The sequence below is a fragment of the Citrobacter sp. Cf116 genome (assembly GCF_030336505.1).
Lineage (GTDB): Bacteria > Pseudomonadota > Gammaproteobacteria > Enterobacterales > Enterobacteriaceae > Citrobacter > Citrobacter freundii.
Genome location: NZ_JAOWEQ010000002.1, coordinates 1 through 209, shown reverse-complemented (window position 1 = coordinate 209; position 209 = coordinate 1). Strand labels below are relative to the sequence as shown.

The 209-nt window shown below is 61.7% G+C and carries 1 protein-coding gene; it reads left to right on the top strand.

The genetic code is table 11. The features are described from left to right. A partial coding sequence (locus OGV74_RS00695; RefSeq protein ID WP_286520107.1) for an MbeD/MobD family mobilization/exclusion family protein occupies positions 1-93 on the top strand: 93 nt, incomplete at its 5' end. Between the last annotated feature and the right edge of the window lie 116 nt (positions 94-209).

Sequence of the window (209 nt, the reverse complement as noted above, 5' to 3'; positions counted from 1 at the left end):
CGGGAGAACGCGATGCTGAACGAGCGCGTGTCGGACTTGAGCACGCAGGTGCTGAGTTTAAGCGAGCAGCTGCGCCGCTTGTCCGGGAGCTGAATGCCATCGAGCTCCGGCACAGGGAGCATGAGTATCAGAAAACACTGGAGCTGGAGCACCAGCCGCAGAAAACCTACCGTGGTCCAACGCTGGGCTGACGGCCCGTGACAAACCCC